Annotated in this window: 30 protein-coding genes and 1 pseudogene; 14 read left to right on the forward strand and 17 right to left on the reverse strand. The window is 59.0% G+C overall.

The annotated features are described in order from the left end of the window. Positions 1–25 precede the first annotated feature (25 nt). Positions 26–1216, forward strand: a complete 1191-nt coding sequence (locus NW846_RS03375; protein ID WP_011429999.1) for an MFS transporter — start codon at positions 26–28, stop codon at positions 1214–1216. Here the strand turns inward: NW846_RS03375 and NW846_RS03380 are convergent. From NW846_RS03380 to NW846_RS03400, 5 genes are all read right to left on the reverse strand, one after another. Further along, positions 1167–2237, reverse strand: a complete 1071-nt coding sequence (locus NW846_RS03380; RefSeq protein ID WP_414348037.1) for an EAL domain-containing protein — start codon at positions 2235–2237, stop codon at positions 1167–1169. The two genes, NW846_RS03375 and NW846_RS03380, sit on opposite strands and share 50 nt — an antisense overlap. A gap of 170 nt (positions 2238–2407) precedes the next feature. Continuing rightward, a complete protein-coding gene (gloB, locus tag NW846_RS03385; RefSeq protein ID WP_011430001.1) occupies positions 2408–3166 on the reverse strand; it encodes a hydroxyacylglutathione hydrolase in 759 nt (252 codons plus the stop codon). A gap of 6 nt (positions 3167–3172) precedes the next feature. After that, a complete protein-coding gene (locus tag NW846_RS03390; RefSeq protein WP_041438969.1) occupies positions 3173–3436 on the reverse strand; it encodes a DUF3143 domain-containing protein in 264 nt (87 codons plus the stop codon). Positions 3437–3563: 127 nt separating this feature from the next. After that, a complete protein-coding gene (locus NW846_RS03395; protein WP_011430003.1) occupies positions 3564–3962 on the reverse strand; it encodes a J domain-containing protein in 399 nt (132 codons plus the stop codon). A gap of 94 nt (positions 3963–4056) precedes the next feature. After that, positions 4057–4239, reverse strand: coding sequence for a 50S ribosomal protein L32 (locus NW846_RS03400; RefSeq protein WP_011430004.1), 183 nt, complete (start codon positions 4237–4239; stop codon positions 4057–4059). 329 nt (positions 4240–4568) lie between these two features. On the opposite strand from NW846_RS03400, the gene NW846_RS03405 reads away from it, so the two are divergent. The 7 genes from NW846_RS03405 (at position 4569) to NW846_RS03435 (ending at position 10629) form a co-directional block, all read left to right on the forward strand. Continuing rightward, positions 4569–4799 carry a hypothetical protein gene (locus NW846_RS03405; protein WP_240527684.1) on the forward strand — a complete coding sequence of 77 codons (231 nt, stop codon included), beginning with the start codon at positions 4569–4571 and terminating at the stop codon, positions 4797–4799. Positions 4800–4802: 3 nt separating this feature from the next. Continuing rightward, positions 4803–5621 carry a CsgG/HfaB family protein gene (locus NW846_RS03410; RefSeq protein WP_414348049.1) on the forward strand — a complete coding sequence of 273 codons (819 nt, stop codon included), beginning with the start codon at positions 4803–4805 and terminating at the stop codon, positions 5619–5621. A 244-nt stretch (positions 5622–5865) separates the two neighbouring features. After that, positions 5866–6525 carry an SDR family oxidoreductase gene (locus tag NW846_RS03415; protein WP_099812211.1) on the forward strand — a complete coding sequence of 220 codons (660 nt, stop codon included), beginning with the start codon at positions 5866–5868 and terminating at the stop codon, positions 6523–6525. Between the two features lie 114 nt (positions 6526–6639). Beyond that, entirely contained in the window at positions 6640–9174 is a 2535-nt protein-coding gene (locus tag NW846_RS03420) for a dynamin family protein (protein WP_414515315.1), read from the forward strand. 47 nt (positions 9175–9221) lie between these two features. After that, positions 9222–9632: a KGK domain-containing protein gene (locus tag NW846_RS03425; RefSeq protein ID WP_011430011.1), complete on the forward strand. Its 411-nt coding sequence runs from the start codon at positions 9222–9224 to the stop codon at positions 9630–9632. A gap of 323 nt (positions 9633–9955) precedes the next feature. Continuing rightward, positions 9956–10372: a KGK domain-containing protein gene (locus NW846_RS03430; RefSeq protein WP_414515319.1), complete on the forward strand. Its 417-nt coding sequence runs from the start codon at positions 9956–9958 to the stop codon at positions 10370–10372. Between the two features lie 47 nt (positions 10373–10419). Continuing rightward, entirely contained in the window at positions 10420–10629 is a 210-nt protein-coding gene (locus NW846_RS03435) for an HNH endonuclease (RefSeq protein WP_240530472.1), read from the forward strand. 64 nt (positions 10630–10693) lie between these two features. Here the strand turns inward: NW846_RS03435 and NW846_RS03440 are convergent, their stop codons facing one another. Further along, positions 10694–11695, reverse strand: coding sequence for a YgfZ/GcvT domain-containing protein (locus tag NW846_RS03440; RefSeq protein ID WP_414515321.1), 1002 nt, complete (start codon positions 11693–11695; stop codon positions 10694–10696). 93 nt (positions 11696–11788) lie between these two features. Between NW846_RS03440 and NW846_RS03445 the strand changes: the two genes are divergently transcribed. Both NW846_RS03445 and NW846_RS03450 read left to right on the forward strand, forming a co-directional pair. Continuing rightward, entirely contained in the window at positions 11789–13327 is a 1539-nt protein-coding gene (locus NW846_RS03445) for a hypothetical protein (protein ID WP_414346907.1), read from the forward strand. 130 nt (positions 13328–13457) lie between these two features. Continuing rightward, positions 13458–13652 carry a hypothetical protein gene (locus NW846_RS03450; RefSeq protein ID WP_099812204.1) on the forward strand — a complete coding sequence of 65 codons (195 nt, stop codon included), beginning with the start codon at positions 13458–13460 and terminating at the stop codon, positions 13650–13652. On the opposite strand, the gene NW846_RS03455 is transcribed toward NW846_RS03450, so the two are convergent. The 6 genes and pseudogenes from NW846_RS03455 to glmU all read right to left on the reverse strand — a co-directional run. Beyond that, complete coding sequence (locus tag NW846_RS03455; protein WP_414346906.1) at positions 13649–14611, reverse strand: AEC family transporter; 963 nt, start codon at positions 14609–14611, stop codon at positions 13649–13651. The two genes, NW846_RS03450 and NW846_RS03455, sit on opposite strands and share 4 nt — an antisense overlap. Before the next feature lie 5 nt (positions 14612–14616). Then, a complete protein-coding gene (locus NW846_RS03460) occupies positions 14617–15897 on the reverse strand; it encodes a 4-hydroxy-3-methylbut-2-enyl diphosphate reductase (protein ID WP_414346905.1) in 1281 nt (426 codons plus the stop codon). A gap of 147 nt (positions 15898–16044) precedes the next feature. Continuing rightward, positions 16045–16320, reverse strand: a complete 276-nt coding sequence (locus NW846_RS03465; protein ID WP_414346904.1) for a lipopolysaccharide assembly protein LapA domain-containing protein — start codon at positions 16318–16320, stop codon at positions 16045–16047. A 22-nt stretch (positions 16321–16342) separates the two neighbouring features. Beyond that, positions 16343–16819, reverse strand: coding sequence for a pentapeptide repeat-containing protein (locus NW846_RS03470; RefSeq protein ID WP_414346903.1), 477 nt, complete (start codon positions 16817–16819; stop codon positions 16343–16345). Positions 16820–16913: 94 nt separating this feature from the next. Then, on the reverse strand, positions 16914–17411 hold the full coding sequence (locus NW846_RS03475; RefSeq protein ID WP_414346910.1) for a PPC domain-containing DNA-binding protein: 498 nt from the start codon (positions 17409–17411) through the stop codon (positions 16914–16916). Beyond that, positions 17394–18743 (reverse strand): annotated as a pseudogene (glmU, locus tag NW846_RS03480) (bifunctional UDP-N-acetylglucosamine diphosphorylase/glucosamine-1-phosphate N-acetyltransferase GlmU); the annotation flags it as partial. The pseudogene glmU and the gene NW846_RS03475, both read right to left, overlap by 18 nt. Positions 18744–18867: 124 nt before the next feature. Between glmU and NW846_RS03485 the strand changes: the two are divergent. From NW846_RS03485 to NW846_RS03500, 4 genes are all read left to right on the forward strand, one after another. Next, on the forward strand, positions 18868–19299 hold the full coding sequence (locus tag NW846_RS03485; protein WP_414346902.1) for an SHOCT domain-containing protein: 432 nt from the start codon (positions 18868–18870) through the stop codon (positions 19297–19299). Between the two features lie 481 nt (positions 19300–19780). Further along, a complete protein-coding gene (locus NW846_RS03490) occupies positions 19781–20236 on the forward strand; it encodes a ubiquinol-cytochrome c reductase iron-sulfur subunit (protein WP_414346901.1) in 456 nt (151 codons plus the stop codon). Between the two features lie 53 nt (positions 20237–20289). Further along, complete coding sequence (locus NW846_RS03495; protein WP_414346900.1) at positions 20290–21411, forward strand: glycosyltransferase family 4 protein; 1122 nt, start codon at positions 20290–20292, stop codon at positions 21409–21411. A gap of 97 nt (positions 21412–21508) precedes the next feature. Then, positions 21509–22402 (forward strand): PRC-barrel domain-containing protein, encoded by an 894-nt coding sequence (locus NW846_RS03500; RefSeq protein WP_414346899.1) that lies wholly within the window; start codon positions 21509–21511, stop codon positions 22400–22402. A gap of 172 nt (positions 22403–22574) precedes the next feature. Here NW846_RS03500 and NW846_RS03505 read toward each other — a convergent pair whose 3' ends face one another. From NW846_RS03505 to secY, 5 genes are all read right to left on the reverse strand, one after another. Beyond that, entirely contained in the window at positions 22575–23555 is a 981-nt protein-coding gene (locus tag NW846_RS03505; RefSeq protein WP_414346898.1) for an alpha/beta fold hydrolase, read from the reverse strand. A 29-nt stretch (positions 23556–23584) separates the two neighbouring features. Next, positions 23585–23809, reverse strand: a complete 225-nt coding sequence (gene infA, locus NW846_RS03510; RefSeq protein ID WP_011430026.1) for a translation initiation factor IF-1 — start codon at positions 23807–23809, stop codon at positions 23585–23587. A gap of 130 nt (positions 23810–23939) precedes the next feature. Further along, positions 23940–24713 carry a type I methionyl aminopeptidase gene (map, locus tag NW846_RS03515; protein ID WP_414346909.1) on the reverse strand — a complete coding sequence of 258 codons (774 nt, stop codon included), beginning with the start codon at positions 24711–24713 and terminating at the stop codon, positions 23940–23942. Between the two features lie 38 nt (positions 24714–24751). Next, complete coding sequence (locus NW846_RS03520; protein ID WP_011430028.1) at positions 24752–25333, reverse strand: adenylate kinase; 582 nt, start codon at positions 25331–25333, stop codon at positions 24752–24754. Further along, on the reverse strand, positions 25333–26631 hold the full coding sequence (gene secY / locus NW846_RS03525) for a preprotein translocase subunit SecY (protein ID WP_099812200.1): 1299 nt from the start codon (positions 26629–26631) through the stop codon (positions 25333–25335). The genes NW846_RS03520 and secY overlap by 1 nt, the downstream gene beginning before the upstream one ends. Positions 26632–26726 lie beyond the last annotated feature (95 nt).

The raw sequence follows: 26726 nt of genomic DNA on the forward strand, positions 1-26726 counted from the left end.
GATTGCCCGTCCTCAGGAGCTGGCTATGTCCGATTCTGCTTGGCGCTTTATCTTCCTCCTCGGGATCGTCAGCCTCTGCGCTGACGCCACCTACGAGGGGGCCCGCAGCATCTCCGGAGCTTTTTTGGGATCCCTGGGGGCCAGCGGCACGGTGGTGGGGCTGGTGGCCGGCGGGGGAGAATTGTTGGCCTATGGGCTGCGCCTGGGCGTGGGCTACTGGAGCGACCGGCTCAGTAGGGATCCCTCTCGGCCCAGTCGAGGGCACTGGCAGCTCACCACCCTGGGCTATGTTGTCAACACGGCGGCGATCCCCGCTTTGGCCTGGGTGGACAGTTGGCCTTGGGCCGCTTTGCTTTTGCTGGCCGAGCGCCTGGGCAAAGGGATCCGCACCCCGCCGCGGGATGTGTTGCTCTCCCATGCGGCTCTGCAGGTGGGCCAGGGCATTGGGTTTGGCCTGCACGAGACCTTGGATCAAATCGGGGCGGTGGGGGGGCCGCTGCTGGTGGCAGGGATGGTTGCCGCCGGCTACGGGTTCCGGGGTGGATTCTTGGCCTTGGGGATCCCGGCGGCCCTGGGGCTGGGGGTGCTGGGGCTGGCCCGATGGCTCTATCCCACCCCGCGCGACTTTGAGCCGGAGCCGGAAACCGCTCCAGCACAAGGCTTTTCCAGGGTCTTTTGGCTCTATCTCATAGCAGCGGCCTGTGTGGCCGTGGGGTTTGCCGACTTTCCCCTCATTGCTTTCCATCTGCAACGACAGTCGGGGAGCGAGGAGGCAGGGATCCCCTTGCTCTACGCCCTGGCCATGGGGGTGGATGCCTTGGCGGCCTTGGGCTGTGGCTGGCTGTTTGACCGCATCCGGCTGGGGAGCCTGCTGGGGGCGGTGGTCCTGTCTGCCGGTTTTGCGCCGCTGGCCTTTTCCGGCAGCTACGGGCTGGCGGTGGTGGGCATAGTGCTCTGGGGGATTGGCTTGGGGGCTCAGGAATCGGTCATGAAGGCGGCAGTAGCCGGCATGGTGGCTCCCCAGGCGAGGGGCTTTGCCTTTGGGCTGTTTACCAGCCTCTACGGCCTGGCCTGGTTTTTGGGCAGCGCCCTGATGGGGGTGCTCTACGATCTCTTCCTCCCAGCTTTGGTCATCTTCTCAGTAGCCGCTCAAGCCGTGGGGGCAGCTATCCTATGGATCCTAATCCTGGGGGAACAGGCTGGGGCCGGGCGATGAAAAAGCCCTGCACCAGGTCCACCCCGTGGTCGCGCACCCACTGCAGCTCCTCTGCCGTCTCGATCCCTTCGGCCAGGGTGACGATCCCCAGCTCTTGGGCCAGCTCCAGCACCTTTTGGGCAATCACCGCCTTGTAGGGATCCCCATCTACGCCGCGAATGAGCTCCCTATCCAGCTTGATGACATCTGGCTGCAACCGGTGCAACAGGTTTAGGGATCCGTAGCCGGCGCCCAGGTCATCCAGCGCCACCCGAAAGCCCGCCTGCCGGTAAAACCGCAAAATCCGCTGCAAATGATCCAAATCGGGGCTGCGGTCGGATTCATTGACCTCAAACACCACCCGTTCTGGCGGGATCCCGGCGCGGCTGATGGCCCAGACAGTAGAGCGCAGGCAAAAGGCTGGGTCGTAAATGGCCGTGGGGCTGAAGTTGATGAACAGATCCCCCTCGAGGCGGTGCTGGGTGGCGGCAGCAATGGCCGTGCGGCGGGCAGCCAAGTCCAGGTGATAGAGCAACCCGGCTTTGCGGGCCGTGGCAAAAAGCAAGTCCGGGCCAATGACCTTGCCCTCTCTGTCCAACCCCCGCACCAGCGCTTCGTGGCCCACCACCCAAGCGGGATCCCGCGCCCGGACAATGGGCTGGAAATAGGTGGTGAGGCGGTTTTCCTTCAACAATTCCAACAACAGCTCGGCTTGGGTGCGGTGGAACAACTGCAGCAACGACTCCACCCGGGCGCAATCTTGCCAGCAGGGATCCCTATCCCCAGGCAAAAACAAGGCGCGGCTGGCCTGCATCTCTTCTTGGGAGAGAACCTCGGCCATTGTCTCCAGGGTCTTCTTGAGGGCCCCCTGGGCAATGGCAACAACTAGGCCAAGGTCTTCCAAAAGTTGAACGGGAACCTCTGTCTTGGCTTCCAGGGCCTGCCAGATTTTCCGGTGGGTATGAGGAGTGGGCAGCCAGAGAAACAAACGCCCTGCCTCCTGCAAAAAGGTGGGCAGAGCTGGGCAGTCAAGACAAGACATGGGGGCTTAGGGAGTAGCCATGCAGGCCCACCGAGGTTACCTATCTTACTTAGCAGTATGTCCCGCCTTCCCGAAAAAAGAAGCCAATCTTACGGAAAGCAAACTGGGAATCCCCAGCGTCAGGACAGGATCCCAATCACAACTCGGCCCCGTTCGCGTTCCGGCCAGCCTTAGAATTGATCCTTCATACCCCGCAGCCGGGCAAAAACCCGCACCGGATCTTGAGCGCCCGTAGCCGCCCGCAAAGCCGGCTGATCCCAGCGCAAAAAAGGATTGGTGCGGCGCTCTTCGCCGATGGTGCTGGGGACAGTTGGGGATCCCGCCTGGCGCAGGGCCACCACCTGTTGGTAGCGCGCCTGCAAGTCGGGGTTGTCCCCATCCACCGTCAGGGCAAACTTGAGATTGTTCAAGGTGTATTCGTGGGCACACCAGACCCGCGTGGCTTCCGGCAACTGCCGCAGTTGATCCAGGGATCCCAGCATCTGCTCCGGGGTGCCCTCAAAGAGGCGCCCGCATCCCCCGGCAAACAGGGTATCGCCGCAGAAGAGATCCCCGCTTTCGGGAAAGTAGTAGGCAACATGTCCCCGCGTATGGCCGGGCACAAACAGCACCTTCGCCTGCCGGCCCGCAAATGCCACCGTCTCTCCCGCCTGCAGCTCCACCGTCTGGCCCGGGATCCGTCCCCGATCCGCCTGGCTGCCGTAGACGACGGCACGGGGGTAGCGGGCCAAAAGTTGCAGGTTGCCCCCCACATGGTCGTGGTGGTGGTGGGTGTTGAAGATGGCCACCAGCTCCGCCCCTAGCTCAGCCAGTTTATCCAGCACCGGCTCGGCCACTGTCGGATCCACCACCGCTGCCGTGGCCGTCTCGGGATCGTGCAGCAGATAGATGTAGTTGTCGCGCAGGGCAGGCAGTTGCAGAATGCGCATAGCCGGCTAGTCCTCAAAAATGGCCTGCTCTACATCCTGGCGGCTTAGCGAATAGGGAAAAGACAGAGTTTTGGTGTTGCCATCAGGATAGGTATAGCGCACCCAAATGCTGGTCTCCTCCAGGCGCAGGCAGGCTTTCCAGCCGGGCCGCTCGCAAAACCACTGCTCCACATCCTGCGGGTCACGGGTGCAGCCCTGATCCTCCAGCCAGCGTTCGATGGCGTGGAGCGGGTGATTGTAGAGAGGCGTAGTTGCAGGAGGCAAAGGCATGGCGAGATGGCGCGCAGAGAAGCCGTCGAACAAAACAAAAGTTAACAACCTATTCCATTCAAGCACCTTATCAATGGGAAGCCCTGAGCGCTTTGTCTTAACCTCATCCACAAGCAACCGGAGTTGGTCAGCCCACCCCACCCTCCCGTAGCCAGGCCAAAGCAACCGCCAACACCAAACACGCCACGAAGGTGGAGCCCATCAGCAGCAGGGCGCAGAGCTCGCCCGCCGAGAGAGGCCGGGTTTCCATGCGCAGCTCCAGAGAATCAGCACCAGGGGATCCCATGTTGGCCGTCACCGCCCGCAGGCTGGCATCGTAGATGGCCCGTTTTGCCGGGTTGCTGAGGACAAGGTAGGCTTCCTGGAGTTCTTGGAAGCAACGAATCGCCACCTCTGGCGCCAGAGGAGAAGTGTCGGGATGGTAGCGTTTGCTCAACTGCCGGTAGGCCCGCCGAATGTCCTCAGGAGAGGCCCCTGGAGACAAGCCCAGCCGCTGGTAGTAGGTAAGAGAGGTCAACGAGCGCATGCAAGTCGCTGAACAGCCAAGACTGGGAGGTAGCAGAACAGCTCTCAAGAGAGCCTGACCCCAATGTAAACCACTCTTCCGGCTATGGGGATCCCTATTCTTCTCCCTCCTCTTCTTCCGACTTGGCTTTGGGGTAGTAGAAGCCGGTGTTGCGACCGCTGAGGATGGCGCGCCCAATGGTCATCGCCCGCTGGGCCTGAAGCTTGGCTTTGCCCAGCCAAACCGCATACCGCCTGCGACTGCGGGCTTTGGAGGTTTTCTTCTTAGGAACAGGCATAGCTTGTACAAAAACACAGCTTTACTAGGCTAACACTGAGTTTGCACGCTCGATCCCAATCTAAACCCGGCCCAATAAAGCGGGTCAAGCTTTTTCCGGCAACTCACAAAGGGCGAGCATCTCTGCTCAGTCTTAACTGTTGAGATCTGTCAACTCCTCTGTGCCAACCTTCTCAATCCCTTCTCCCAATGGCCTTGGAATCGGTAGAGTATAGGACATCTTCTGGGAACAGGCGCCCAGGTGATGCCGGTCACCGCCCCGCTTTTGGGTGCAAGCTGAGAATGGACTGTGGCCACCTCTTCGATTTCGATCTAGGAGATCGCTCAACCATGCGCAGCCTCTCTTCCATTCTGCTGTTCGGGATCCCGCTGCTGAGCTTGGGTTGGATGGGGATCCCGGTGGCTGCCCAATCCACCAATCCGGAGCTGTGCCAGAAGTTTCCCCAAGACCTTCGCTGCAATCTCTCTGCCCCCAGCCAGGTAGGACAAGCGCCTCAACCCACCACTCGCCCGCGCGTTGCGGTTTTGGATTTTGATTTCAGCAGCCTCAGCAATTCCTAAAGCCTGCGCGAGGCATCCCGGGGGGTGAGCGATCTGCTGGTGGATCGGCTGGTGAGAGATGGCACCTTTTCGGTTATCGAGCCCTCGCGGCTGGACGCGATCTTGGCCGAGCAGAACTTGGGGCTATCGGGGCGCTTAGATGCCAACACCGCCGCTCAGGTGGGCCGGATCCTCGGGGTCGATGCTGTGATCCTCGGCAGTGTTACCCAGTTCGATGTGTCGGTGCGCCGTTCTGGGGGTGAGGCGCGGGTCTTGACCCCCTTCGGCAGCTTCCCGCTGGCGGTGGGGGCCGAGGTGGTGGATGCTGATGCCAACGTGCAGCTCAATGCCCGCCTGGTGAGCACCAGCACGGCGGAGATCTTGGCCGTGGTCGAGGGCCGGGGCAACGTCAGCCAGTCGGATAGCACCGTCACGGTTGCCGACTTTGGCGGGGGATCGGCCACCAGCAACGAAGAAAAGCTGCTGGTTTTGGCCAGCCAACAGGCGGTGGAGCAAATTGCCCAGCAGTTGGCCGGTTTTGCCAGTCGCTTAGCGGCCCAGCCCCGCTCTTTGCCGACCGTCGATGCCTGGGTGGCGGATGTCTATGGTAACCAGGTGATCTTGAACAAGGGCAGCAGCGACGGCTACCGCGTGGGATTGATCCTGTCTGTGGAGCGCGTCGTTCGCGAGGTTAAAGATCCGGCCAGGGGGGCAGTCCTGCGCAAATTGACTGAGCCCGCTGGCCAGATCCAACTGACAGAGGTGGATCAGGGATCCAGTGTGGGCCGCATTCTCAGCAGCTCTGGCTTTAAGGTGGGGGATGTGGCCAAACCTATTCAATAAAGCTTCAAGACTTTCAAGATCCCTTCCCTTTGAACCGCAGGTCTACCCGGCGGTGGAGCGGAGGATGTTTTGGAGCTGGCCGGCTGCCGGGATCGAAGCTGGCGCCCGCGGTTGCCGCGACTACCCCTGTCGCATGGACAGGATCCCTGCCTGGGCGGATTTTGGGAAGATAATGGTCTTAGCAAGGCCAGCATGGAACCTGGAACCGCCACCGTCACATTAAGCAGTTTGGCAGGGGGAGAGGATGAAGGCTTTTGTTGCAGGGGCTACAGGAGAAACAGGGCGGCGCATTGTCCAAGAGTTGGTGGGCCGCGGCATCCCGGTACGGGCGCTGGTGCGCAGCCGCGAGTTGGCCGCTCGGGTTCTGCCCCCCGAAGCAGAAGTGGTGGTGGGAGATGTGCTGGATCCGGCCACGCTGGAAGCCGGCATGGAAGGATGCACGGTGGTGCTCTGCGCTACTGGCGCTAGGCCCAGTTGGGATCCCTTTCTGCCCTACCGAGTGGACTACCAAGGCACCAAGAACTTAGTGGATGTAGCCAAGGCCAAAGGGATCCAACACTTTGTTTTGATTTCTTCTCTGTGCGTGTCTCAGTTGTTCCATCCTCTCAACTTGTTTTGGCTGATCTTGGTGTGGAAAAAGCAAGCCGAAGAATACTTGCAAAAAAGCGGCCTCACCTACACCATCATTCGGCCAGGGGGCCTGAAAAACCAGGACAACGAAGATGGCATTGTCCTCTCCAAGGCCGATACCCTCTTTGAGGGCAGCGTCCCTCGCATCAAAGTTGCCCAGGTAGCTGTCGAAAGCTTGTTTCAACCGGCAGCGAAAAACCGCATCTTCGAGATCATCGCCAAGCCCGGCGTTCCCAACCGCGAGTGGAGCGACCTCTTTGCCCTGGCAAGCTAGGTTCTGTGCTGTTAGCCATCAAAGGGTGCCTTATCTGAAGAAAAGTAGCATGAGAACCTTCCCCTTAGGGCTGAGGGCGTTATAATCTCCCCAGCCCTAGCGGAGATCCCTGAGATGGCTGTGCAACTCTTGCCTCAGTGCGAAAACTTACGGGAGCACGTTGAAACGATTCTAAACCTCTGGCAGCAGGATCCCACCCTTTCAGGAAAGCAAGATACAACCCGAATTCAAGCTTCGCTGAGCAAGGCTATTTCCCCAACCTTTGAGATTGTCTTCGCCGGTGCTTTTAGCGCCGGCAAGTCGATGTTGATCAACGCTTTGCTAGAAAGGGAGCTTCTCTACAGCGCCGAAGGACACGCCACAGGGACAGAGTGCTACATTGGCTACGCAGAGCCAAATGCTGAGAGAGTGGTGCTCACTTTTCTCAGCGAGCAGGAAGTGCAAGAACAGATGACCGCCTTCTGCGCTTTCCTAAACTTGGCTCCGTCACTCAGCAGGCTGGAAGACACTGCACTGAATCCCCTGAAGGAGCGTGCTGAGGCTATTATTCAACAGGAGGGAGGTAAAAGCAAGTCAGAGCGGGCAAAGCAGGCGGATGCCCTCCGCTTGTTGATTACAGGTTTCCAGCAGAACCGGGACAAAATTCACCCTACCGAGAACAAAGTCTTCTCGATGGAGCAGCTCAACTTCGGCAACCTAAGAGAAGCTGCGGGTTTTGCCCGGCGCGGCGCCAATAGCGCAGTTTTGCGAAAGGTGGAATACTATTGCCACCACCCCTTGCTGGAAGATGGAAACGTTATTGTCGATACTCCTGGGATCGATGCTCCAGTCAAAGCGGATGCAGAGCGTACTTATCGAAAAATTGCCGATCCGGATACGTCCGCAGTTGTTTGCGTTCTCAAGTGTGCTGCAACGGGTGAGCTGACCAAGGAAGAGACAGAGCTTATTGAGCATATTCAAAGTAATGATAGCATCAGGGATCGGGTCTTCTATGTATTTAACCGGATTGACGAGACTTGGTACAACGCACAACTAAAGCAGAGACTAGAAAACATTATCGACCAGCAGTTTCGTCAACTCCGCGTATTTAAGACAAGCGGCCTTCTCGGCTTCTATGGTTCCCAGATCAAGGCAACTACCCCCGAGGATCGATTTGGACTGGATACGATTTTTTCAGAAAGCATCAAAGAATTGGGTGGTGAGGAAGAAACGCCCCAGTTTGTCAGCGAGTTTAATAAGTACTGCACGTCGGGTAGGCTAGTTGGATCCCCGTTCCGCCCTTCTGTACATGGGTACGACACACCCATAAATAACTACGTTCGGATTCTGAGGGAGTGGGGAAAACCTTTGATTGAGTATATGATTAAAGATAGCGGTATTGAAGACTTTCGGGCTGGGATCACTCGTTATTTAACGGAAGAAAAGCGGCCACAGCTATTTTCCGCGCTGGCCGATGATTTGCAACCTCTCTGCATCGAGATGAGGAAGTCCTATCTAGATCTCTACCGAGACATTGATAGCCAGCCCAAAGAGATTGACAGCATGATTTCCTATGAGCTGACGCTGATCAATCAGCAGCTAGCCAGTATTGGCCGAGAGTTTGACGAGCATATCCAGACAGTAGTCAATAAAGTTATTAACGGAGAAAACAAAGAATTTGAGAACGATTTCCGTAAATTGCAGGCTAGGATGGTACGGAGGCTAGATGAGCTTTTGGATACTTTTTCGTTGGACAATGTTTACAGTCAAGCCGTTCGCATTCGTCCCCGCAACTCCACAGCTCCATTCTTAGCTGTATTGGTCGAAGCCTTTTATTATTTGTCCAACCATCTAGAGGACATCCTGGTAGAATCAGCCAGCACGCTTGTAGAGAACTTCTTTCGTCGCCTTGTTGATGAAGTTCGCAGCTCGAGCTACTACAGGCAGTTGTTTCGCCTACTGGGATCCGATGGGGACTTGGAGAAAAAGCTTCTTTTGGTTAAGGAGGTAACTTTGAGTTCTCTTGTCAATGGTGCCCGAAAAGAGTGCGACCGCTACCTCAGAGAAAGTCCCCGCTTCTACGACGAAGGAACATTCTCGATCTACCAGTTTCGAGAAGTCCTAAAGCAAACCAGCCAATCTTATGACATCTCTGCTATTCGCGACGCAGAGCCTGGAATCCGACAATTACTTAAGCTTGACTTCGAGCCGAAAATTAACCAGACAGTGCGTTCTAGCTTCCGACAAGAGACCAACAATACTCTAAAAACTCAGCTATTGCCGGTTGCCAAGCAAGTAGCCGATGAGATTTTGCAAAAGTACCCAGAAGCAAAGCAGTTCATGGAAGCAACTCTCAGAAAAGAGGCTGAAGAGAAAATTGCGCTTAACCAACAGCGGCTGAAAGAACTGGAGGCAAGCATAGACAAGTACAACCAAGCTGTTTCTGGGATCAACCTCTGCTTGCAAGCTTTGGGCCTCAATCGCGAGATGCTGCCCTTGATTACTCGTCCTGAACCTTCCTCTGTTGGTGAGTCAGTTCAAATTTTGGCAAGTCTTCCTGAACAGCAAGTAGGTGAAAGCAGTGCAAGCGAAGCAGTCGCTCTTGGTCGTTCTACACCCATAGACGAGAGTTTTCCAGAGTTGGATAGCATTCTCGATGATTTGAGATAGAGCGGCTTGTCTTTGTTTTTGGCCTTTCACTTGATCCAGATAAAGTCATGGGATCCAAATCGATACCTCTACAGCAGCACCCAGAAGGGATCCTCTCTGTAAGGGAGAAAACTTTCAAGGTTGCCAACTTGGTCAAAGCAGCCCAAGAGGACTTGACCAAGAAAGAAGAGCTGCATCGCTTGTTCATTGCGGCCTTGAGATCCTCAGGGATCCTGCCGCCGGAAGACTTGCTCAACATTGCCAGTAGCCTTCTTGCTCCCAAGCCAGAAGAAAAATTGTTGCAAGAAGCGAAGTGGTTTGGGCAGGGACTTGCTTGTCAGCTCTTGGTGCCAGGCAAGAAGGATTGGGAAAAAGGCAGAGTCAGATTGCGGATCATTGTAGAGTTTGAGCCAGAGGATACAGGCTCAGAGAGCAGCAGTGGATCCCCTCTGGATGACCTTCGCGAAAGTGAGAGCTAGCCTAAGCCAGAGAGACATAGAGGGGGTTGGGCAAGTGTCAAGTAATGATCAATCTCAGGAGTGCTTTGTTGAGCTAGATATTTTCCAAAATACTGTCATTGATATAGGAGGACGCCTAATCTACTCGCAAGAGTTTGCTCAGGTGTACTCAGAGATTGTTTATGAGAGTATCAGATCCTACTTATCCAGCAAACTTAGCGAAAAGGGAGTCTCGATTCTATGGAGCAACTTGAACGGAATAACTAACGTGAAAGGAATTCCTGCTAAACTCTTACGTCCTGGCTCACCGTGGATTGTTGTCTCTATGTCTTGAGGTCGATAAGATGACAAAAACATCCATTAATCTTAGCCAACTGGGAGACGGAGTTATCACTTTTATCAACAAGAACAATAAGCAGAAAGTCTACATGATTTCCAAGCTTTGCGATTCTATCAATTCTTATTTCCTGAAGTTTGACCAAATGGGAAGAGGACTAGACAGTCACTTGAGTTCGTCTGAGATACAAACAGGTATTCCTCATGAAGATCAGGTTCATTTTTTCCATAAAGGAGTTCCATGCTCGATTCTTTCTCCTAAAACTAACGGTTGGCAGACCGGTAGAGTAAAAGTAAGAGTAGAAGTTACGATTGACTTTTATCCTGACAATCCTGAATTTCTGATAAAAGAACCCGACCAAGAGATATTAGAACCTCTAGATGAAAAGTCTCCACTGGACGATCTTCGCAGTATGGATGAATAACGATGAAAGAAAGAAAATCCGGCGAAAGGATTCTAATTCCAGCAGCCGTGCGGGAGTATGTTTTCCAAAGAGACGGCTTCCGTTGTCGCGGTTGCGGAAAGTCGCCCCCAGAGGTTCAGCTTCAGATCGATCACATCATCCCCATTGCCCAAGGGGGCAGCAACGACATCAGCAATCTGCAAACGTTGTGCAAAACCTGTAACCGACGCAAAAAGGATCGACGGGATCCCCGCTTTCGCCGTCACTTTGACTGGTAAGTTCTTAATCCTTTGCCCATTTTCTCTCTACAAAGCAGGAGAGCTTTCTGCCGCAAAAATAATGCTAGACAATAGGCGGGAAGCTGGAAAACGGCATTCGGGTCAGGACTCCCGGCGCTGAGCCGACTTCAACTTCCAGCCCCTCGGCAGGATTGAATTTAGTGCGCACGTATCCCAATCCCAGGTACCCTTGCGAAGTCAAGCCCGCGCTGGTCAGTAAACCAATCTTTTCCCCCTGCCGCAAAATCTCTGTGCCGGGCTGAGCCTCTCCTTGAAGGCGGATCCCCCACAAAGTTTGCCGAATGCGCCGGTAGGTTACCTGCTTGGCCAAGACTTCCTGGCCGATGTAGCACCCTTTGGAGAGGGAAATGGCATGCCACAGGCCGGCTTCCAAAGGGTTGTAGTCGGGGGTCAGCTCGCGGTCGGCGGCAGGGCGACCGGCCTCTAGGCGCAGGGCTTCCCAAAGTTCAGGTGAGGCCAGCTCTGCTCCAGCTTGGATCAGATAGTCGACAAGGGCAGCTTTGTGTTCGCTAGCCCCCCAGAGGGTAAATCCTGGCTGGGCGAGGCCGCTGCCGCAGGCCAAATGGACGGGGATCCCCTGGATCTCTACCTGGCGGTGCTCATACAGTTTTGTCGGGATCCCTTCTGCAGCCACCCCCTTCTCCAAAAGGGCCTGGCTCTGGGGGCCAATTAGCCCAAAGGCAAAGGTCTGCCCGGTCACATCGGCTAGCTGGGCCCCGCGCACAAAGGGCAACATACGCCCCAGGCTCTGCATCAGCAGGCTGCGCCGCTGCGGCGAAGTCCAAATCCAGCAGGCCTCCTCTTCCACGTAGACCGTGGCCAGATCTAGGATCCCTGCTGTGGGGGTGACAAATACCGTATCTGCCCCCTGGCCGGGCTTGAGAGCCTTGAGATCCTGAGTACTCTGGCTGTGCAAGTAGTCCAAGCCAGGGGATCCCTGCAGGCGCAGGCGGCCCCACTCGGAGCGATCCAAGAGCAGGGATCCCCTCTGCGCGGCTTGCTCTTGCGCGGTCAAGGTGGTGTGAACAGCAGAAATAGCAGACATCGCTCACCCCAGGGGTGCTCTTTGGTTTTCTTCCCTACCCTAGAATAGGCTAGTTCACCCTAGCGCCTGTGGCAGATCCTTGGCGTACTGACTGTGATCGAGGTTGAGGTTCACCAACAGTTGCGACAGCTTTTGCGGCAGTCTCCCGAAGCCGTGTGGCCCCATCAGTTGACAATGGCCCGCATGGTGGCACGGGGATTGCGGTTGGGTCGCAGCACCTTGATTCAGGTGCCCGCCGGGGGCCAGCACCGCCTCAGCTATCTGCTGCCGGCGTTGATGTGGCCGAGTGCCACGTTGCTCTGTGCCACAGTGTCCGTGCAGGCGCAAATCTTGGGAGAAGAGATCCCTTGGCTCCGGCAGACCCTGCAGTTGCACAAGCCCGTCCTGCAAAAAGACCGTTGGCCGGATCCCGATTTTCAGGGGTTGCTGCTGGTGGATCCCCTGGACTGGCTGCGGGCTCGCTTGAGGGGAGCAGAGATGCCGACTGGGATCCCTCTCATCCTGGACGGAGCCGAAGACCTGGAAGAGTGGGCCTACCAGGCGCTGACGGTCACCCTGGAAGCCAGTCACTGGCAGCAACTGCGGCAGATCTTCCCTGCCGAGGCGGAGCGGCTTTCCCAGGCCCAGGTGAATTTAGCCCTGCAGCTTTTGCGGCGACCGCTTTCTCGCTGCCTCCTGCAGGCAGATGAACAGGCTCACCTGGAGGCAGCGCTGTCTTTGGTGGTGAGCTACGCCGGCTGGCTGCCGGATCCTTGGGATCAGCTCCGCCAGCGGCTCTGCGCCGAGGGGGATCCCGCTTCCCGCTGGGTTTGGTGGGCGGAAACTGACCGCGAGACCGGTCGCCTCACCCTTTACCACAGCCCGGCGGCTCTACACGAGTGGCTGGCGCCCATCTGGGCCACTCAGCCGGTAGTGATCATCGGCGAGGCCCTGGACCTGGATCGGCAGGCGGAGGCCTATCGTTGGCGCCTGGGCTTGCCAGATCTGACGCCCTTGCGCTTCAGCTCAGGCGAGGATTGGATCCGTTCCGGCGGGGAGCCCTTGCCGAGCCTTTCCCTCTACTTGCCGCGGCTGCCCTTGCCCAACAGCCCCCTCTTCCGGGAGCACCTGTTGCAGGAGCTAAGGAGCCTGATCCCGCAGGTGCAGGGCTTTGTGGTGGTGCTGGTGTCGGATCAACCTCTGCAGGTACAGGTGGGGGCTGCTTTGGCTGCCGAATTTGGCTCGCGGGTGCGGGTAAACAGCCTATTTCCCGGAGAAAAGGGCATTTTGGTCTGCGACTGGCCCTACTGGCTGCAGCACAAGGCCAGCCTGCCCTGTCCGGAACTGCTGGCCATTGCCACCTTGCCCTTTCCCTCGATGGAGGATCCAAGGGTGGCCGGACGGGTGCAGTATCTGCAGCGCACCCAACAGGACTGGTTCCGCCAATACCTCTTGCCAGTGGCGGCCAGCCAATTGCAGCGGGCTGTTGCACCTCTGCGACAAGGCGCAGAAGCAGGTGAAGCCTCCGGCTTGCCCACCCGCTGGGTGGCGATTTTGGATAGCCGCATCGTTGCCCGCAGCTATGGCGTTGCCCTCCTCAATGCCTTGGGGCCAGCCCTGCGCATCCAGCAGCGCAGCCAATTGTTCGTTTAGGGATCCCCTTGCCCCCAGCCCCTCTCCCTCAGGGAGAGAGATAGGCAGATTTGTATCCTAGAGAGCTAAAGCCAACAGGGATCCGGGCTATCCTGAGTTCAGTCTGCTCTCAGCTTCCTCTTCAGAAACCATGACCAGTCCTGCTCTCAGCCCCGATACAGAACGGCGCGCCCAAGCGGTTTGGAAGCCGTTGCGCCAGGCCATCGTGGAAAGCTCGGGCTTCCGCGGATGGCTCCAAGGACGGGAACTGCCCAGCCAGGAGGCTGACCTGGATCGTCTGGTACATCGCTACCTGGAGCAAACCCTCTCTCACCTGGCCTACTAGGTTCCCCACAGCAGCAACCAGAAAGGTAGGGTCAGCAGGGCCGCCACGTAGCCTAGGGCCAAGGCTGTTGCTGTTAGCTCCCGATCCAAGTCGTATTCCTCCGCCAGCACCAGGGTGGCAATAGCAGGAGGCATGCCGGTCTGCAAGACCAGCACCAGCTTGGCCAAGGGGGGATAGGGGGTCAAGGCTAACCCCAGGCCCACCAAAAGGGGCAGGACAACAATTTTGATGAAGAGGGCCGCGGCGGCGGGGCGAAAGGATCCCCAGTGCGGCACTTGGGCCAGCCGTATGCCCAAGAGGAGCAAACTCAAGGGAATCGTGCTCCAGGCAAAGGCAGTTAGCCCTTGATCAAGCCATTCTGGGAGAGGGGAGCGAGCGGTGGCCAGGCCGACAAAGAAAGCCCAGAGAGTGGGGCTGCTCAGGACTCGGAGCATAGCCTGCCGGGGAGGGATGAAGGAAGCGCTGTAGCGGCTGCCCACCCACACTCCCAGCCCGTAGGCGGTCAAGAGGGTGCCCAACAGGTCGTAAAACAAAGCCCAGCCAAAGTAGGCGCTCCCGCCCACCGCCAGACAGATGGGGTAGCCCAAATAGCCGGTATTTCCCAAGGTGGCCGTCAGATAGAAACTCCCTCGCCGCCCCCTGCTCCAAAGCCAGGGATCCCCCTCTTTCTTCCCCTGCCAGGTGTGGTGCTGCCACTGCAGCCAGGCACTGGCCAGGGCATACCCTAGCCCTGTGGCCAGCCAGCAGACCAAAGGGGCCGCCCAGAGCTGGCCAGAGAGGTCCGCCGTCTGCATAAACCCAAGGGTGCCCAGGGGAACCCCCACCCAAAACATGAAGCGGCCCAGCGCTTGGGGATTTAGCCAATGGCGCCAGGGGGGAGGTAGCCCTCTCTGCAGGACAAACCCCAGCAGCGTCCAGCCCAGCAGGGGGAGGTAGACCTGAAAAAGAGTGGTGAGCACGCCTTCTAGAAGCCAAGGGGAAGGGATCCCTGCGGAGGGGTCTGCGGCTGTTCGCGCAGGGCAAAGATGCGCAGGATCACCTCCTCCACGACGCGGTCGGGGGTGGAGGCACCGGAGGTAATACCAATCTGTACTGGCCCGTCGGGCAGCCACCCTTCTGTAACGATTGGGTCTTGGTGGAGGGGCTTGTGGCGGATGCGGTTGGGCGGTTGGATGCAGTCGGGGCCGTCAATGTGATAAGAGGGCAGCCCTTTCGAGAGGGCAATTTCCTGCAGGTGGGTGGTGTTGGAGGAGTTAAACCCGCCGATTACCACCACCACGTCCAAGGGCCGCTCCAGCAGCTCGAACATGGCGTCCTGCCGTTCTTGGGTGGCGTTGCAGATGGTGTTAAAGCTCATGAAGTGCTTGTCCAGCTCCTGGGGGCCATATTTGCGCAGCATGGTGGTCTCAAACAGCTTGGCAATGGCGCGCGTTTCCCCTTCCAGCATCGTGGTCTGGTTGGCGATGCCGATCCGCTCCAGATCCCGATCCGGATCGAAGCCGGGAGATGTGGCCTTGCCGAAGCGGCGCCGAAATTCCGCCGCATCTCCGCCGTGCAAAATGTAGCGGGCGACCCATTCCGCCTCTTCCAGGTTCAGCACCACCAGATATTTTTGGGCAAAGGAGCTGGTGGCCACGGTTTCTTCGTGGTTGTACTTGCCGTGGATCACAGAGGTGAATTGAGCGGCGCGGTGCTTGTCCACCTGGTTCCAGACACGGGATACCCAGGGGCAGGTGGTATCGACGATCTCGTTGCCCTGCGACCGGAAAAACTCCATTTCTGAGACACTTGCCCCGAAGGCAGGCCAGATCACCACGTCCTCAGGCCGGATCTGGGAAAAGTCTTTCTTGCCGTCCGGGCCTTTCTCCACAAAGCGGATCCCCATCTCCTGCAGGTGGCGGTTGACCAGGGGGTTGTGGATGATCTCGTTGGTGATCCAGATCTGGCGATCCGGAAAGCGGCGCCGCGCTTCGTAGGCATATTCCACCGCCCGTTCCACCCCCCAGCAGAAGCCAAAGGCCTTGGCCAGATGGATGGTGATATCCCCCTGCCGATAGCAGTAGGACTGGGCGCGGATCTGCTCCACCAGGGGGCTTTTGTAGGTGGTTTGCAGCTCCCGTTGGGCCTGATCCTTGTGCTCTTCAAACCCTTTGGCAAAGTAGTTGCTGGAGCTGCGCAGGGCCTTGCGCAGGGCGCGCGGATCCTGGGGGGAGCTAGCCGGGGAAGAGGGTTGGGAATGAGGCATGGTTGTCACTCGGGCTGTGCACCGCTAACAGCAAAGGGATCCTCTCTCAGCTTACGCCCTGTCTTGAGTGCGTGGGTCACTCCGGCGGCAGGACAGCCCACAAAAATCTGAAGGGATCCCAGACTCGATCGGCAAGAGCCAGGGCGGCTAAGGCAGCGGCTGATCTTGCCTTTCCAGTTGCTGCAGCCGTTCCTGGAGCTGACGGGCAGTCAGGGAGAAGCTGCGCCCCGGCCAAAGCAAAGAGCCCAGCCCCGCCGTCAACAGGCCCAGGCCGATGGCCACGGCGATGAGCAATCCCAAGGGCAGCTCCACCGAGCGCCAAATTAAAAAATGGACGGTCAGGGGGGTGGGGTTTTGTCCGGCCAGGACTGCCACTCCCAAAGCCAGCAGCAGAGTCAAGAGCAGGTTAAATAGCAAAAACATAGGAAAGCCGCTTGCACCGGTTCTATTCTGCCTTGTTTGCCGAGGGAGCAGACCAGGGCTGTACTGTGCCATCGGGTAGGATGGCTCCGCTCAGGTCAGCGCCAATCAGCACCGCTCCCCCCAACTTGGCTGCGCTCAGGTCAGATCCCTGCAGTTGGGCGCGGGTTAGCTTGGCCTCCCAGAGGTAGGCTCCATGGAGATTGGCCTCCCGCAGGTCGGCAAAGCTAAGGTCAGCGCCGATCAAGTTGGCTTCCCAGAGGTTGGCGCCGCGCAGGTTTGCCCCTATGAGGTTGGCGGAGCTGAGATCGGCTCCCCGCAAATCGGCTTCCTGCAAGTTAATTCCACTCAGCTTGCTAAAGGAGAGGTTGGCCCCTCTCAGGTTTGCCCCCTGCAGCATGGCGCGCACCAAGTCTACGCCCACCAGGTTGGATTCTTGAAAGTTGCGCTCGCCAGCAGCGTAGCTTGCCAGTAGCTCCTCGGCAGTGCTCACTCGGGGCATAGGGAATACCCCCCTTCTCAGCTTGTGCCAGCAACCCTTAGGGCTAGTCGGGGTGTTCGTGACCTAAGGCTATGTTAGCCAATATACTCGCTGCTTAGGTGTCTTCCGCTGCCTGGAGCGTTTGCTTGGCCACCTTTTCGATATGCAGCTCCAAGTAGCCGGTGGCTGGATCCAGTTGGCGGGAGAAGCGGTACTCCAGGCTGTCGGCGAGGACAACTTCGGCGGTGGTGTAGATGAGGCAGCCAGGGCGCAGGTGCCCTCCCCAAGTTCGGCCCTGGGCATTGGCAACGGCAAGGTGAAGATGGACGCCGTCCGGGCAGAGGGATCCGCTCAGGGACAGGATCTCCAGGGGCTCGGCCAGCAGGCAATCCTCGGTTTGGTCGGCCAGGCGCAGGGTGGCTTGGCGGAGGCTGCCAACGGCGCTGAGAACAAAGCCTGCCTGCAGGGGTTGTTGGCGGGCAAAGCGCTCCAGCTCCTGCTTCAGGTCTTGTCCGGGCAAGAGGCGCAAGGGGTAGATGCGCAGGGATCCTGGGGGTAGAGGCTGGGGGCGGCTAGCAGCGGAGATCCCTGGTCGCCAGCCCGGCTTGACCACCGGGTAAGCGCGGGCGATCACCAGGCAGTCGTCGGGCACAGGGTAGCGGGCAGGGATGGTGGAACCGGCGGCGATGGTGACATCGGATCCTATCTTGAGGGGAGCCACCAGTACCGAGTTGGCCCCTGTCTTGCTGCGATCGCCGATTTCCGTGAAGTGCTTCTGCTGGCCGTCGTAGTTGGCAATAACCGTGCCGGCGCCGATGTTGACCTGGGATCCCAGCTTGGCATCACCTAGATACGCCAGGTGGGCGGCATTGGTGCGGGGTCCAATCTGGGTGTTTTTGACTTCCACAAAGTTGCCGATGCGGCAGCCGTCGCCAATGCAGCTGTTGGGGCGGATGTGGGCGTAGGGCCCTACCCAGACGTGGTTGCCGATCTGGCTGTGGCTGACCACCGAGTAGAGGATGTGGCAATCGGAGCCGATGGTGCTGGACTCAATCCAACTGCCCGGCCCCAGACGGGTGCGCGGCCCAATGCGGCAGGGTCCTCGCAGATGGGTTTGGGGTTCGATCACCACATCGGGGGCCAATTCCACCGTCTCTTCCAGGCTGACGCTGTCGGGATCCACGAAAGTTACCCCCGCCTCCATCCAGGCCTCTTTGAGGCGCTCTTGAAGAATCTGGTGGGCCTGGGCCAACTGGCGGCGGTCGTTGATGCCGACGATTTCCCGCGGATCCTCAGCGTCCAGGGCGATGGCTTTCTCCAGCAGTTTAACTGCGTCGGTGAGATAGTACTCCTGCTGGGCGTTGCTCCGCCCTAAACTCGGCAGCACCCGTGCCAGGGCCGGCCAATGGAAACAGTAGACGCCACTGTTGACGCGGCGATTTTGCCGCTGGGCCGGGGTGCAGTCGCGCTCTTCCACCAGCTCCAGGATTCGCTGCTGGGCGTCGCAAAACACCCGCCCATAGCCATAGGGATCCGCCACCTGAGCCGAGAGCAACGTCACATCCGGCTGGACTTGGCGGTGGCGTTCTAGCAGGGCCTGCAGGGTTTCCACCCGCAACAGAGGCACATCCCCGTTGACCACCAGCAGATCCCCCTGAAAGTCGCCTAGAACAGGCAAAAGCTGCTGCACCGCATGTCCGGTGCCCAACTGCTGGGCCTGCTCTACAAACTCGACGGGATACTCTCGCAGAGTCTGTCGCACCTGCTCCTGTTGGTAGCCCACGATCACCAGACAGCGCTGGGGCTCCAGAGCCAGCACTGTGCGCAGCAGCCGCTCGATCAAAGACAAGGATCCCAGCTTGTGCAGCACCTTGGGCAATTGCGACCGCATGCGGGTGCCCTTGCCCGCTGCCAGGATCGCCACCGCTAGCTCCCGCTCCGCCATTTTTTGCTTTCCATCTGCCCCCATCAAGTATAGGCGGAAGGCGCTTGGAGCTTGGGTTCTCTCTCCCTCTGCCAAGGACTTGGAAACTGCGCTAGCCTGGTGGCAGGTGTAGGTAGGGCAGAGCATGGCCGAGGGCCGAGAGGCGCCCCCACCGCCACGCCAGCGGCTGGTTCGCGAGGCAGCCGGTTGGTTGGCAGTGCTGGGGGTGGTGATCCCGGGATTGCAGCGCTTCTACATGGGCCACAAGCGCTGGGGGTGGGTGTACTTGCTGGTGGGGCTGATGGTGTGGGTTCCCTCTCTTCCCCTGCAGATCCTCAGCTATGGGCTGCGAGCTCTCTGCTTGCTGGAGGGCCTGTGGTTGCTCACCATGACCAATGAGGACTTCGATTTCCGCTTCAACCGGGATCTCCTCGAGCTGGAATGGACCAGTGCGAAAAGTCGGGAAGTCCGGGATCCCGAGCAGCAGTTGGAGATCCAGTGGAAGCAGGGCCTGCTCACCCGCGCAGAATATGAGGAACGCCGCCAACACCTTCGGGGGCATCCCAAAGGCCACTAGAGGTTGACCAAGAAAACTGGGTACAAGCCCCGCCCTTTAGGGCGGCTTTTGCTAGACTGCAACAGTCGCTCCATCCATTCATAAGAAGAGTGCAGCGTGCAGTCAAACGTATCTGGGCTCCGGCCCAGTAGTTGGGGTTATGGCATCCCCCATAGGGCTGAGGTTCAAACCTCATGCTCTTTCGCCTACGGCGGCGCGGAGCGCTTTGTAGCTCAGCCGGCAGGATTCATCCTGCTGTCTGAGAAAGAATCCTTGTCCTTTAGGGCAGGGAGAATGTCAATTTCGCGCTTTGGTTAACGACCTCATGCCCTCCCCAAAGGCAGGACACAACCGCGGGCCGCGCACACGGGGCCATTTGCAGAGCCTGCAAAAGTGCGGTTTGCGCTGGCTGAAGCTATAACTGGAAAGTGGCCAATGTGCTGGCACCCCCTTGGGAAGGTTCCTGGCTGACGCTTCGCTTTGTCTGGAGGATCTAGTGGCCATGTACAACAACCGTCGTGGTTTTCTGCGCTGGATAGCGCTTGGCTTGGGCGCGCTAGTGGGCCTGCTGCCTGCTTTGACGCGGCGCCGTTTCGACCGGGCCCTTGCGCAGGGCGCCCCTGCTAGTTCTAGAGCCGCCGAGCCAAAATTTGTGAAGGTTGCAACCCTTGCTGATCTGGTGAAAGGTCCCCTCAAGGTGAAAAACGCCTTTGGCAACAACACTGCCACGCTGTGGCTGGTCAAGAATCCCAAAAAAGCGGACTCGGTACTGGCTCTGGACGCAACCTGTCCCCACGAGGGCTGCGAGGTGGACTGGCGGGGCAAGAACTTCGTCTGCCCCTGCCATGGCGCAGCTTTTGCTGCTGATGGCAGCCGTATTCGCGGCCCAGCCTATGCCAACCTAACTGCCTACAAGGTTAAGGTCGAGAAAGAGGAAATCTTCGTGTCTAGAACCTGATCCCCCCCTCAGGGATTAACCCAGCTCAGCAAGGGGTTGGGCCGGAAGGCTGCATGGGTCGTCTTTACCGCTTCCTGTTTGTCTCCACCCCCGTTGGGCCTCTTGGGTCGGGGGCGGGCGGCGGGGTGGAGCTCAACCTTGTCAACTTGGCGCGTAGCCTGCTTGAGAGAGGGGCCCAAGTGCGCGTGCTAGCGCCTGAGGGATCCCACAGTGCCGACTTGCCGGAGGGAGTTATCGAGACCGTCCCAGGCCTCCCCCCGCCCTATGCCCAGAGCCAGCGCCGCGACCAGCCGGTCTGTTTTTCCACCCCTTCTCTGGTGGCCAACCTGTGGCAGCGAGCTGCCCAACTGCAGGAGCAGTTTGAGCTTATCGTGAACTGGAGCTACGACTGGCTCTCGTTCTACCTGACCGATTTTTTCCGCACGCCGGTGGCCCATATCCTCAGCATGGGATCCCTCAGCGATGCTGTGGATCAGGTCCTGGAGCACATTGCCCACCGCTACCCAGGTCGGCTGGCGGTGCACTCGCGAGCCCAAGCCCAGACTTTTGCCTTTGCCCGCGCCCAGATGTCGGCAGGCCGGGATCCCTTTGTCTATTTGCCCTGTGGCGTCGACCTCAGCCGCTACGAGTTTGTGCCCAAGGGGAACGGATCCCTGTGTTGGATTGGCCGCATTGCCCCGGAAAAGGGCCTGGAAGACTGCGCCGCCCTAGCGGAGAAGACGGGAAGGCCAGTGCTGATCCTGGGCCACCTGCAAGACCCGGCCTACTGGCAGCAGATTCGGGAACAGTACCCACGGGCTCAATTGGACTACCGGGGGTTTTTGCCCACCTCCCAGCTGCAGCGGCTCTTGGGCCAATGCTCGGCCTTGATCATGACCCCCAAGTGGGTGGAAGCCTTTGGCCTGGTGGCGGTGGAAGCTTTGGCGTGCGGTGTGCCCGTGATCACCTACCGTCGCGGCGGGCCGGCGGAAATTGTCAGCGATGGAGAAACTGGCTGGGTGGTAGAGCCGGACGATGTGGCGGCCTTAGCAAGGGCCGTAGAACACTTGGATTGCATCGACCGCAGCCACTGCCGACACCACGCAGAACAGCACTATTCCCTCCAGGGCATGACAGAGCGGTTTTTAGCCTGGAGCAAGCAAATTGGCCGGGATCCGATCCCGGCAGCCCGCTAGAGAAGAGACGGGCAGTGGTACTATTGGATTTTGATGCCTGGGGCCGGCTGACCAGCCCACTCACGCCAACACTTCGACTTACGACGGGGAAACCACCATGACAACGGAGAAAGGATCTGTTGCGCTAGCACGACCAGAGGTTCGTCGGCGGTCACAGGTTCTGGGAACGCAGGTGATTAGCCAAGCCAATGGGGCCTGGCTCGGAGTGGTTAGCGAAGTTTGGGCAGATCTGGAAGCTAGGCAGGTCCTGGTGCTGGGGGTGCTGGAAAGAGCCTTTGCTGGATCGCCCCGTTTACTAGAGCTGCAGCAGGTCACAGCCCTAGGGCAAGACGCTATCCTTGTCCCCAGCGATGAAGTCTTCGAGGACTTGGAGTTGGAGGGTCTCAGCCGGGTAGTCGGCAGCGAGGTGATTACCGAAGAAGGGATCCGCCTTGGAAAAGTCAAAGATTTCGAATTCAACTCCGTCTCCGGCCTAATCACCGGTTTGATCCTCTCCAACCTCGGCCTGACCTTTTTGCCCGGCTTTATCCTCAGCACCTACCTGCTCTCTGCTGATGAAATCGTCTCCATCGGCGGCGATCGCCTCATCGTAGCCGATGGCGCCGAAACCCGCCTAGCCCAACTGACCAAAGGGATCTTGGAAACCCTCGGCCTGGGCAAGCCCTCCTGGCTGGTCGACACTGGCTCCGCCCCCGCCCTGCCCAGGGCCGTTGATGAACCTGCCGTCGAGGAAAACTACGAGGAAGTATACGACGAAGAATACGAGGGCGAAGAAGAGGAATATCCCGAAGCAGAGCCTGAACCCCAGGCCGAGGCGGCGCCTCCTCGTCGGCCCGAGCCTGCTCCTGCTGCCGAGCAGCCAGAATGGGAGCAAGAGTACGTCAAAGCAGAAACCCCCCCTTCCGAGCCAGCTCCTGACTCTGCCCCGGCCGCTCCCAGCTCCCCTTTGGATAGGGACCCCTGGGAGGAGAATACCGGGGAGCCAACCTGAGCTCTGAGCCCGGCTTCGCTCCTCTCTCCCAAAGTGACGGCCTAGGGGTGACCCCATGTCAGCCGGAGCGCCTGAGCCTGAGAACTCTTCCTGGATTGGAAAAAACCAGACTGACCGGACAGTCGCCGCAAAAAGTCGGCAAAGGCGTGAGTTTTCCCTGCTCGGGGATCCCCTAGGTTGGCAGGGCAGGATCGGCCTCGGCCAAAAAGCGCAAAGCCACCGATAAAAAAGCTTGCGGCGCTTCGATGTGGGGAAAAGCAGCCCCTGGCAGTCGATAGATCGGCACCTCTGGGCGCAAGGCACGATACCGCTCCGCCTGTTTTGATCCAGTAAGGCGGTTGTTTTCTCCCCAGACCAGAGCCATCGGCTTGTCCACCACGCGAAAGTCCTCCTGAATGGGCAAGTTAAGCTTGCCGGTCAAAAAAGAACGGGGGGCAAATTGGGCCCCCGCCTGGTGGGCCGCCTGATAGTAGTAGTCCACCACCGCCTCATCCAGAGCGTACCCAGGGGAGAACAGGCTCTGCTCCGTAAATAGACGTACACTCCAGGGGGTGGTGATGACGTTGTAAAAGGCCAGCCCCAAAACCGGCAAGCTGAGAAGACCATACACTGCCTCAGCCAAAGGGATCCCTAGCGCCTCGGGGACAAGGCTGTTGTCTCCTAGAGGGGCGATGAGCAGCAGCTTCTGCCAGTGCTGAGGCTGCAGCCGGGCCGAGCGCAGCACAAACCCTGCCGAGAGAGAATTGGCAATGGCGTGGCAGGGGCGCCCGATCACCTGGCCGACAAAATCCCCGATCATCCGGACATATAGGTGGCCGGTGTACTCCAGATCGGGGCGCTCCGAGTTGCCCCAACCCAACAAATCCAAAGCGTAAACCTGATAGTGCTGGCCCAACTCCGCCATCACGGCGCGAAACTCGTAGCTGGAAGAGCCGGCCCCGATGCCGTGCAGCAGCAACAAGGGCTGGCCGGATCCCGCAACCTTGTAAAACAGACGGTGGCCGCGCCAAAAATAGTGCCTCTCCTCCCCCGGCAAGAGGCTGGGCAGAGGCTGGGTTCGAGAAGCGATCCAGGCGTTGAGCACGGCCAGGGCACTTACCCCGCCGGCCGCAACCCAGAGGCCGGTTTTGAGAACTTGGCTCAGCTCCTTCATGCTCAGCGGCCCCAGCTAAGGCCAGACGGCTACTTTTTCTTGAGGCGGTAAGTGATGCGCCCTTTGTTCAGGTCATAGGGGCTGAGCTCTACCTTGACCCGGTCGCCGGGCAAGATCTTGATGTAGTTGCGGCGAATCTTGCCGGAGATGTGGGCAAGGACGTTAAAGCCGTTGTCCAGGTCCACCCGGAACATGGCGTTGGGCAAGGACTCGGTAACCACCCCTTCCACTTCAATGGCGTCTTCTTTAGACAAGGAACCCTCCTTAAAAAACAACACAACAGAAATATCGATAGGAAACCCGCCCTGTTAAGAGCGAGTTAAGAGCCGAAACAATACTCCACCTCTTCTATCCTAGCCGTTGCCGCCCTTCAGCAAGGGATCCCTAGGACTGAAAAGGGGTGCGATCCGTCAAAATCTCAGCCCCAGAGTCCGTGATCAAGACCGTGTGCTCAAACTGGGCCGACCAAGAGCCGTCCACCGTCACCACCGTCCAGCCATCCGAGAGCACCCGCGTGGCCTCTCCCCCTGCATTCACCATCGGCTCGATTGCCACCGTCATGCCGGAGCGCAGCTTGGGATTGGGAAGGTCGCGGGTGCGGTAGTGGGGAAACTGCGGCTCCTCGTGCAAGTTGCGCCCCACGCCGTGGCCGACGTACTGCTTCACCACGGAGTAGCCCCGCCCCTGGATGTAGTCCTCGATGGCGCCTGAGACATCCTGCAGCCAGACGCCGTGGCGCACGTGGTCAATGCCCGTCTGCAGCGCTTTGGCCGCTGTGTCGATCAGGTCGCGGGCGGCATCGCTGAGGGGCTCCAGGCCAATGGTGATGCAAGAGTCGGCATGCCAGCCTTCGACCATGGCGCCAAAATCCACCTTGACGATGTCCCCCGGCTGCACCACTTTGCGGGGGCTGGGGATCCCGTGTACCACCTCATGGTTGACGCTGACACAGACACAGGCGGGAAAGCCGTAGTAGCCCTTGAAGCTGGGCAGGGCATTCAACTCCGCTACCCGCCGCTCGGCATAGGCATCGATGTCTGCCGTTGTCCAGCCTGGCTCCAGACACTCGGCAATTTCCTGCAGCACCTGGGCCACCACCCGCCCGGCCCGCCGCATCTTCTCCACCTCCCGGCGGGACTTGATCTCAATGAGCTGCATGCCCCGCCGCGGGGAGAGATTTCCCGCCCCCGTCTTGATCACGCTGTCCTCCTGAAGCCTTCCAAGAGAGCCCGCAGATGTTCTTGTACCGATTCCATCGGCTGGTTGCCATCGATCCGTCGCAGACGACCCCTGGCCTCGTAAAAGTCGATCAGCGGAGCCGTCTGCTCCCGATACACCTGCAAGCGTTTGAGGATCACCGCCTCATCGGCATCGTCGCTGCGCCCCTGCTCCTTGCCGCGGGCCAACAGCCGTGCCACCACCACGTCGTCCGGCACTTCCAGGTTGAGAACGTGGTCGTAGTCTTGCCCCAACTCCCGCAACAGCTCTTCTAAAGCCTCCGCCTGCGCCAGGGTGCGGGGGAAGCCGTCCAGGATCCAGCCCTGCGCTGGCGAGTGTTGCAACTGGCCCTTCACCATCCCAATTAACACCTCGTCAGGCACCAGCTCTCCCGCATCCATGTACACCTTAGCCTGGCACCCCAGCGGCGTTTGGGCTTTCACCTCTGCCCGCAGCAGGTCGCCTGTAGAAATTTTGGGCGTGTGGTAGATCGCTGCCAGCCGCTCTGCCTGGGTGCCCTTGCCCGCTCCCGGCGGCCCCAAAAAGATTAACCTCGGCACTATTGCTTGACCATCCCTTCGTAACGCTGCGAAATGACGTAGGTCTGGATCTGTTTGGAGGTCTCGATCGCCACCCCCACCAGGATCAGCAGCGAAGTTGCCCCCAAGCCCTGAAAAGTGGTGATGCCGGTCGCCCGCTCCACCGTCGTCGGGATGATGGCCACCGCACACAAGAACAAGGCCCCCAGCAGGGTCAGCCGGTTGAGGATCCCTTCGATGTACTCAGCAGTGGCCTTGCCCGGGCGGACTCCCGGAATGCTGGCCCCCATCTTCTTCAGGTTCTGCGCCAGATCCACCGGGTTAATGATCAAAGAGGCGTAGAAATAGCTGAAGAGGAGGATCAGCACGAAGTAGAAGGGAATGTAAAACCAAGAGGTAGGGGCCAAAAGGTTGGCCACCTGCACCAAAGTCAGGTTCTGGGTGTACTGGGCCAAGGCAAAGGGCAGGGACATCACCGAGTAGGCGAAGATGATCGGCATCACGCCCCCCTGGTTTAGCCGCAGGGGCAGGTAGCTCTTCTGCTCACGGAATAGCTTGTTGCCCACCTGGCGCTTGGCGTAGACAATAGGGATTTTGCGGCTGCCCTCCTGGACGAAGACAATGCCGACAATGGTGGCTAGGAAGACGGCCATCAACACCAAGATGCCGCCGATGGTGCTGCTATCAGCACGGGCTAGGCTGATGGTCTGGCCCAGAGCGCGGGGCAGCGTGGCGACAATGTTGACGAAGATCAACAGCGACGGCCCACTGCCCACCCCCTTCTCCGTGATCATCTCCCCCAACCACATGACAAACATGGAACCTGCCGTCAGGGCCAGGGTGGTGGAGGCCACAAAGGCCAACTCGTTGCTGGTGTTGGCGAACTCCCGCACCCAGAAGGAGATGCCGATGCCCTGGATGATGGCCCAAATCAGGGTAACGTAGCGGGTGTACTGGGAAATCTGTCGCCGCCCCTGCTCCCCCTCGTTTTTCTGCAGGTTCTCCAGGGCCGGAATGGCCGAGACCAGCAGTTGCATGATGATGGAGGCGTTGATGAAAGGCAGGATGCCGAGGGCGAAGATCCCCAAAGCGGAGATACCGCCGCCCGAGAAGACATCCAGAAAGCCAAACACAGGGCTGTTGGCGGCTTCGGCGGCAAAGCGAGCTCGGTCAATACTGGGGATGGGAATGTAAATGCCCAGCCGCACCAACAGCAACAGGCCTAGGGTAAGAAACAGACGTCTGCGCAGGCCAGAAGCCATGGCCATCTGCATGAAGGTCTCTTGGGCGGAGGGAGCGGAGCCTCGTGGGTCAGCCATAAATCTAGAAAACCTCGCGGAAGGGAAAGGCAAGGTGAGCTATTTACCACTCTACGCTGCCGGTGGGAAAGTCGGCAAAATAGAGAAGCTGCAAA

Source organism: Synechococcus sp. W60.3, assembly GCF_047502615.1.
Lineage (GTDB): Bacteria > Cyanobacteriota > Cyanobacteriia > Thermostichales > Thermostichaceae > Thermostichus.

Excerpts from the sequence above, each read along its gene's own strand:
- NW846_RS03500 (WP_414346899.1), top strand. The coding sequence starts at position 21,509 with ATGACAACGGAGAAAGGATCTGTTGCGCTAGCACGACCAGAGGTTCGT.
- NW846_RS03405 (WP_240527684.1), top strand. The coding sequence starts at position 4,569 with ATGCGCAGCCTCTCTTCCATTCTGCTGTTCGGGATCCCGCTGCTGAGC.
- NW846_RS03450 (WP_099812204.1), top strand. The coding sequence starts at position 13,458 with ATGACCAGTCCTGCTCTCAGCCCCGATACAGAACGGCGCGCCCAAGCG.
- NW846_RS03380 (WP_414348037.1), bottom strand. The coding sequence starts at position 2,237 with ATGTCTTGTCTTGACTGCCCAGCTCTGCCCACCTTTTTGCAGGAGGCA.
- map (WP_414346909.1), bottom strand. The coding sequence starts at position 24,713 with ATGCAGCTCATTGAGATCAAGTCCCGCCGGGAGGTGGAGAAGATGCGG.
- NW846_RS03465 (WP_414346904.1), bottom strand. The coding sequence starts at position 16,320 with ATGTTTTTGCTATTTAACCTGCTCTTGACTCTGCTGCTGGCTTTGGGA.
- NW846_RS03390 (WP_041438969.1), bottom strand. The coding sequence starts at position 3,436 with ATGCCTTTGCCTCCTGCAACTACGCCTCTCTACAATCACCCGCTCCAC.
- NW846_RS03415 (WP_099812211.1), top strand. The coding sequence starts at position 5,866 with ATGAAGGCTTTTGTTGCAGGGGCTACAGGAGAAACAGGGCGGCGCATT.
- NW846_RS03485 (WP_414346902.1), top strand. The coding sequence starts at position 18,868 with ATGGCCGAGGGCCGAGAGGCGCCCCCACCGCCACGCCAGCGGCTGGTT.
- gloB (WP_011430001.1), bottom strand. The coding sequence starts at position 3,166 with ATGCGCATTCTGCAACTGCCTGCCCTGCGCGACAACTACATCTATCTG.
- NW846_RS03420 (WP_414515315.1), top strand. The coding sequence starts at position 6,640 with ATGGCTGTGCAACTCTTGCCTCAGTGCGAAAACTTACGGGAGCACGTT.
- NW846_RS03375 (WP_011429999.1), top strand. The coding sequence starts at position 26 with ATGTCCGATTCTGCTTGGCGCTTTATCTTCCTCCTCGGGATCGTCAGC.
- NW846_RS03490 (WP_414346901.1), top strand. The coding sequence starts at position 19,781 with ATGTACAACAACCGTCGTGGTTTTCTGCGCTGGATAGCGCTTGGCTTG.
- secY (WP_099812200.1), bottom strand. The coding sequence starts at position 26,631 with ATGGCTGACCCACGAGGCTCCGCTCCCTCCGCCCAAGAGACCTTCATG.
- NW846_RS03505 (WP_414346898.1), bottom strand. The coding sequence starts at position 23,555 with ATGAAGGAGCTGAGCCAAGTTCTCAAAACCGGCCTCTGGGTTGCGGCC.
- NW846_RS03400 (WP_011430004.1), bottom strand. The coding sequence starts at position 4,239 with ATGCCTGTTCCTAAGAAGAAAACCTCCAAAGCCCGCAGTCGCAGGCGG.
- NW846_RS03460 (WP_414346905.1), bottom strand. The coding sequence starts at position 15,897 with ATGCCTCATTCCCAACCCTCTTCCCCGGCTAGCTCCCCCCAGGATCCG.
- NW846_RS03495 (WP_414346900.1), top strand. The coding sequence starts at position 20,290 with ATGGGTCGTCTTTACCGCTTCCTGTTTGTCTCCACCCCCGTTGGGCCT.
- NW846_RS03430 (WP_414515319.1), top strand. The coding sequence starts at position 9,956 with ATGACAAAAACATCCATTAATCTTAGCCAACTGGGAGACGGAGTTATC.
- NW846_RS03425 (WP_011430011.1), top strand. The coding sequence starts at position 9,222 with ATGGGATCCAAATCGATACCTCTACAGCAGCACCCAGAAGGGATCCTC.
- NW846_RS03440 (WP_414515321.1), bottom strand. The coding sequence starts at position 11,695 with ATGTCTGCTATTTCTGCTGTTCACACCACCTTGACCGCGCAAGAGCAA.
- NW846_RS03395 (WP_011430003.1), bottom strand. The coding sequence starts at position 3,962 with ATGCGCTCGTTGACCTCTCTTACCTACTACCAGCGGCTGGGCTTGTCT.
- NW846_RS03470 (WP_414346903.1), bottom strand. The coding sequence starts at position 16,819 with ATGCCCCGAGTGAGCACTGCCGAGGAGCTACTGGCAAGCTACGCTGCT.